The 6,906-nt window shown below is 65.5% G+C and carries 1 protein-coding gene; it reads left to right on the forward strand.

Annotated features, from left to right (window positions below; translation table 11 throughout):
• Position 1: 1 nt before the first annotated feature.
• Positions 2–6,906, forward strand: a 6,905-nt coding sequence (locus ACIBW7_RS39145; protein ID WP_397055501.1) for a type I polyketide synthase, incomplete at its 3' end; no start/stop codon positions are given.

A 6,906-nucleotide genomic window follows, 5' to 3' on the forward strand; every position in this document is an offset into this window, starting at 1 on the left:
AATGACGAAGCCCGACGACAATACTCAGAAGCTCGCTCAGGCGCTGCGCGTCTCCCTCAAAGAGACCGAGCGGTTGCGTGCCCGCAACCGCAAGCTCGACGCAGCCCTTCGCGAACCCATTGCGATTGTGGGTATGGCGTGTCGGTATCCGGGTGGGGTCAGTTCCCCTGAGGATCTTTGGCGGTTGGTCTCGGACGGGACCGACGCGACGTCGGGGTTTCCCGAAAATCGGGGCTGGGATACGGAACGTCTTTACGACCACACCGGCGAAACACCGAACAGCACGTACACGCGCGAGGGCGGATTCCTGCACTCCGCAGGTGAGTTCGATCCGGGGTTCTTCAATATCAGTCCCAATGAGGCCGCGCTGATGGATCCACAGCAGTTTCTGCTGCTGGAGACCTCATGGGAGGCGTTCGAGCGGGCCGGCGTCGATCCCGGCTCGCTGAAAGGAAGCCGGACCGGTGTGTGGGTCGGCATGATGTATCACGACTATCCGGCCAATGCGAATTCGGGATCTATCGCTTCCGGTCGCGTCTCGTATGTGTTCGGTCTGGAAGGGCCGTCCGTCACCGTCGATACGGCGTGTTCGTCGTCGCTGGTGGCAATGCATTCGGCGGCCGCGTCGTTGCGGTCGGGTGAGTGTGATCTGGCGTTGGCCGGTGGTGTCGCGGTGATGGCCTCCCCGGAGACCTTCGTGGAGTTCAGCCGTCAGCGCGGGCTGGCACCGGACGGACGGTGCAAATCCTTCGCCGACGCGGCCGATGGTGTCGGCTGGTCCGAAGGTGTTGGCGTTCTGGTGTTGGAGCGTTTGTCCGACGCCCAGCGCAACGGTCATCAGATTCTTGCCGTGATCGCTGGTTCGGCGGTGAATCAGGACGGTGCCTCGAACGGATTGACCGCCCCCAACGGCCCGTCGCAGCGGCGGGTGATCCGGCAGGCGTTGACGAATGCCGGGATCTCGCCGGCCGAGGTCGACGTAGTGGAAGCCCATGGCACCGGCACGACCCTGGGTGATCCGATCGAGGCCCAAGCGCTGCTGGCCACCTATGGACAGGACCGTGATGCGGATCGTCCCCTCTGGTTGGGGTCGTTGAAGTCCAACATCGGTCACGCTCAGGCCGCGGCCGGTGTGGGCGGTGTGATCAAGATGGTTATGGCGATGCGGCATGGCGTGTTACCGAAGACGCTGCACGTTGATCAGCCCTCCACGAAAGTCGACTGGTCCGAAGGCCAGGTGCGCTTGTTGACCGAGCCGGTGCCCTGGCCGGAGGCGGAACGGCCGCGGCGTGCGGGTGTGTCCTCCTTCGGCATCAGCGGCACCAACGCACACGTCATCGTGGAGCAGGCCCCGGTCACCGAGCCAGTGGTGGAGCAGGCTCCGGCGCCGGTGTCGAAGACTGTTCCAGCTGGTGGGTTGCTGCCGTGGGTGGTTTCGGCGCGTAGTGGTGAGGCTCTTGCCGGTCAGGCTGTCCGCCTGGCGTCTCATGTCGGCGACCACGACCTGGATCCGATGGATATCGGTTTCTCGTTGGCGTCTACGCGTGCCGTTTTCGAGCATCGTGCTGTGGTCGTGGCCGAGGGCTGTGCTGGTCTGCTGGCGGGAGTACGGGCGCTGGGTCGCACCGAAACCACTCCCGATGTGGTGACCGGTCGTGTGGTGCCGGGTTCGACGGCTGTGGTGTTCTCCGGTCAGGGTGCGCAGTGGGCCGGTATGGCAACCGAGTTGTGCACGGCCTACCCGGTGTTCGCCGAGGCTTTCGACGCGATCGCCGCTGAACTGGATCCGCTGCTGGGGCAGTCGGTTTCGCTGGATTCGGCGTTGTCGGACAGTGATCTGGTCGATGCGACGGTGTTCGCGCAGGCGGGGTTGTTCGCGTTCGAGGTGGCGTTGTTCCGCATGCTCGAATCATGGGGCGTGCGCGCGGATGTCCTAGCCGGTCACTCGATCGGCGAGATCGCCGCCGCGCATGTCGCGGATGTGTTGTCGTTGGCGGACGCGTGTGTGCTCGTGGCCGCTCGTGGCCGGTTGATGCAGGCACTGCCCGGTGGTGGGGCGATGGTTGCCGTGGGTGCCTCCGAGGCCGACCTGCTGCCGCTGCTGCCTGGTGGGGTGTCGATCGCGGCGGTGAATGGTCCGTCGTCGGTGGTGGTGTCCGGTGTCGAGGACGCGGTCCTGGCCGTTGTCGAGGCGTGCACCGAGCGTGGTTGGCGCACGCACAGGTTGCGGGTCTCGCACGCTTTCCACTCGGCACTGATGGAGCCGATGCTGGCCGAATTCGCTTCGGAGATAGAGGGTTTGGCGTTCGCCCGCCCGAAAATTCCGTTGGTGTCGACGGTGACCGGTGCTCGGATCGGCGATGAGATGTCGAATCCGTCGTATTGGGTGGGCCAGGTCCGCGAGACCGTGCGGTTCGCTGATGCGGTCACCGCGATGGTGGATATGGGCGTGTCCAGGTTCGCCGAGGTCGGGCCGGACGCGGTGCTGACCCCGATGATCGGCCAGTCTCGCGACGACGGGGCTGCTGGGGTGGTGGCGTTGGCGCGTCGAGGCCATGCCGATCGGTCCACGGTGTTGGGCGGGGTGGCCGGGTTGTTCGTGGCCGGTGCCGAGGTGGACTGGGCCGGTTTCTACGCCGGTTCCGGAGCTCAGCGAATCGACTTGCCCACCTACGCTTTCCAACACGAGCGTTTCTGGCTCGATGCCAAGCAGGTGCTGGCGCAGTCGTGGCTGGGAGCCGAACTGGGTGGGGTCTCCGCTGTCGGGCTGGATGTGGTGGATCATCCGTTGCTGGGTGCTGTTGTGCCGCATCCGGATTCAGGTGGGGTGAGTTTCACCGGCCGGTGGTCGGTGGGCTCGGTGGAGTGGTTGGCCGACCACAGCGTGCTGGGTACCGTGCTGCTGCCGGGGACCGGATTCGTCGAGTTGGCCAGTCACGTCGGCGGTCTGGTGGGCTGCGAGGTGGTCGATGAACTCGTCCTCCATATCCCGCTGACCCTGCCGGCCGAGGGCAGTGTCGCGGTGCAGGTCGTGGTGGCCGCCGCCGACGATGCCGGTCGTAGACGGCTCAGTGTGCATTCCCGGCAGGCGGGCGAGGGTCTGTGGTCGCTGCACGCTGAGGGTGTGCTCGCGCCGGGTGAGGTGGTGGCCGATTTCGACCTCGCCTCGTGGCCTCCGGTTGGTGCGCAGCCGTTGCCCATCGACGGTGTCTATGACGAGCTGCTCGGTATCGGGTACGGGTACGGCCCGTACTTCCAGGGCTTGCGGGCGGCATGGCAGCGCGGTGAGGAGCTGTTCGCTGAGGTCGCGCTACCGGATCCACAGGAAGCCGAGGGCTTCGGGATCCATCCGGCCTTGTTCGATTCGGCGTTGCATGCCGCGATAGTTCATGGTCTTCGCGGCGGTGGTGGTGTGTTCCCGGCGCTGCCGTTCACCTGGAACAAGGTGGTGCTGCATTCGACCGGTGCTGCCGTAGTGCGGGTGCGCATCGTGGTTCAGGGCGACCGGTTCGCTGTGCAGCTGGCCGACGAGCAGGGACAACCCGTGCTGTCGGTGGGCGCCTTGATTTCTCGGCCCGTGTCGGCTGAACGCCTGAGTGCGAATCCGGTGTCGGAGGCACTGTTCGGCGTGGACTGGGTCGCCGTTGCGTTGTCGTCGGCGGTGAGTGTCGAGCCGGGCCGGGTGGCGGTACTCGGTTCGGGCCGGAGTTCCGGTGAGGTGCGAGCGCATCGCGATCTCGCGGCGTTGATCGCCGATCTGGATGCGACTGCTGACTCGGTTGTTCCCGAGATCGTGCTGCTCGAGTGCCCCGATTACCAGGGTGCGCCGCCGGAGGCCGCGCGGCAGATCGTAGCCGGTGTTCTCGACACCGTTCGGTATTGGCTCGCCGAAACCCGTTTCGCCGCTTCCCGTTTGGTGGTGCTCACCAGACAAGCGGTGACCGTTGCCGATTCGGACCAGGTGGATCTGGGGCAGGCGCCGGTGTGGGGTTTGCTGCGTGCCGCGCAGGCCGAACACCCGGGGCGATTCCAGCTTCTCGACCTGGATCAGGATGACCTGGACCAAGATTCGGTCGCTGTCGCGACCGTGGCAGCGGCTGCTGCGACGGAACCGGAGGCCGCGCTACGCGGCACGACGCTGTTCGTGCCGCGTTTGAGCCGGCACGCATTCGGCACGATCGCTCGATCGACCGAGCCGGGAACCGTGCTGGTGACCGGTGGCACCGGTGGTCTGGGTGCGGTGATCGCTCGGCATCTGGTGTCCGAACATGGTGTGCGCCAATTGGTTCTGACGTCTCGGCGTGGCCTGGACGCTCCTGGAGCTGTTGAACTGCGGGCGGAGTTGGCCGAGCTCGGTGCCGAGGTCACCATTGCCGCGTGCGATGTGTCCGATCGGGACGCACTGGCGGCACTGCTGGATTCGATCTCCGATCAGCATCGCCTGGTGGGCGTGGTGCATGCTGCCGGCACCGCCGACAAGGGTGTGATCGAGTCGATCACGCCGGACCGGATCGACCATGTCTTCCGGCCCAAGGTCGATGCGGCGTGGTATCTGCACGAGCTCACCCGCGATCACTCGCTGTCGCTGTTCGTTTTGGTGTCTTCAGCGGGTGGGTTGGTGCTGGCGGCGGGTCAAGCCAACTACGCCGCGGCGAATGTCTTCCTCGATGCCCTCGCCGCGCATCGGCACAACCTGGGACTGCCCGCGACCTCTCTCGATTACGGCTTGTGGGCGAGATCCAGTGGACTCGGTACCGAGCTGTCCGAGGACGATTTCGATCGGATGCGCAGGCAGGGCTTCCCGCCGCTGACCGAGGCCGACGGTCTGGCGCTGTTCGATGCGGCGATCGCCACCGATACCGCCCAGCTGGTGGCGCTGCGGGTCGATCCGGCGGTGCTTCGAACCCGAGGTGAGCAGACCCCGGCCCTGATCCGCGCGATCGCACCAATCCCTGTGCGCCGCAACGGTAGAACCCCGGCGGGTCAGGCATTTGCGCACAAGCTGGCCGGTCTCTCCGATACCGAACGCAAGAGGGTTCTGCTCGACCTGGTCCGATCGGTGGCCGCCGAGGTTCTCGGGCACGCCTCCATCGATGCTGTCGAACCCGATCAGGCTTTCCAGCAGCTCGGCTTCGACTCGTTGAGCGCTATCGAGTTCCGCAACAAACTCAACGCCGCGACCGGTCTGCAGCTGCCTGCCACTCTCATCTTCGATCAGCCCAACCCACAGATCGTCGCCGACTTCATCGATTCGCAACTCACCGGCACCGGGGCCGTTGATGAGCTCACGATCGGCCGGGTCCGAGCTGACGACGAGCCGATCGCGGTGGTGGCGATGGCCTGCCGTTATCCAGGTGGTGTCGCGTCGCCGGAGGATCTGTGGAATCTGGTCGTCTCGGGGGCCGATGCCACCGGTGAGTTGCCGGTGGATCGAGCCTGGGACATCGCGGACATCTACGATCCCGAGCCCGGTAAGGCGGGTAAGACCTACACCCGTCGCGGTGGGTTCCTGTATGCGGCAGCTGATTTCGACGCGGACTTCTTCGGGATCAGCCCGAATGAGGCCATGGTGATGGATCCGCAGCAGCGGTTGCTGTTGGAGATTTCGTGGGAGGCGCTGGAACGCGCCGGTGTTGACGCGGCGGTGCTGCGTGGCAGTTCGACCGGCGTGTTCACCGGTGTGATGTACCACGACTACGCGCAGGGCAGGGCCGCAGGCAGTTTGGTCTCGGGTCGGGTGTCGTATGCGTTCGGTCTGGAGGGGCCGTCGGTCACCGTCGATACGGCGTGTTCGTCGTCGTTGGTGGCATTGCATTTGGCCGCGCAGTCGCTGCGGTCAGGGGAGTGTGATCTGGCATTGGCCGGTGGTGTGGCTGTGATGGCGACACCGGACATGTTCCTCGAGTTCAGCAGGCAGCGGGGTTTGTCGCCGGATGGTCGCTGTAAGTCTTTCGCCGATGCGGCCGATGGTGTTGCTTGGTCCGAGGGTGCTGGCGTATTGGTGTTGGAGCGGCTGTCCGACGCGCGGCGCAATGGTCATCAGGTGCTTGCGGTGGTTGCTGGTTCGGCGGTGAATCAGGATGGTGCGTCGAATGGTTTGACTGCTCCGAATGGTCCGTCGCAGCGGCGGGTGATTCGGCAGGCGTTGGCCAATGCTGGGGTTGCACCGACCGGGGTGGATGTGGTGGAGGCCCATGGCACCGGCACGACCCTGGGTGATCCGATCGAAGCCCAAGCCCTGTTGGCCACCTACGGACAAGACCGTGCTCTGGATCGTCCGTTGTGGTTGGGGTCGTTGAAGTCCAATATCGGTCATGCTCAGGCTGCGGCGGGTGTGGGTGGTGTGATCAAGATGGTGATGGCGATGCGGCACGGGTTGCTGCCGCAAACTCTGCATGTTGATCAGCCGTCTACGAAGGTGGATTGGTCGGAGGGGCACGTCCGGTTGTTGACCGAGTCGGTGCCGTGGCCGGAGACAGGGCGACCGCGTCGTGCGGGTGTGTCCTCGTTCGGCCTAAGCGGCACCAACGCCCACTTCATCCTCGAACAAGCCCCGGTAGCGGACCCGGCACCGGTGCCGGTGGTCGAGACCGTCCGGGCTGGTGGGTTGCTGCCGTGGGTGGTCTCGGCACGCAGTGAGCAGGCTCTTGCCGATCAGGCTGGGCGGCTGGCATCGCATGCCGACGACCACGACCCGATCGACATCGGCTTCTCGCTCGCAACTTCGAGAGTGTTGTTCGACCACCGGGCCGTGGTGCTGTCACCCGAACGCGACGGCCTTCGGGCCGGCACACAAGCGCTGGGTCGCGCGGAGTCCGTTCCGGGTGTGGTGTCGGGTCGTGTGGTTTCGGGTTCGACGGGTGTGGTGTTTTCGGGTCAGGGTGCGCAGTGGGCGGGTATGGCTGC

The sequence above is a fragment of the Nocardia sp. NPDC049526 genome (genome assembly GCF_044465765.1).
GTDB lineage: Bacteria > Actinomycetota > Actinomycetes > Mycobacteriales > Mycobacteriaceae > Nocardia.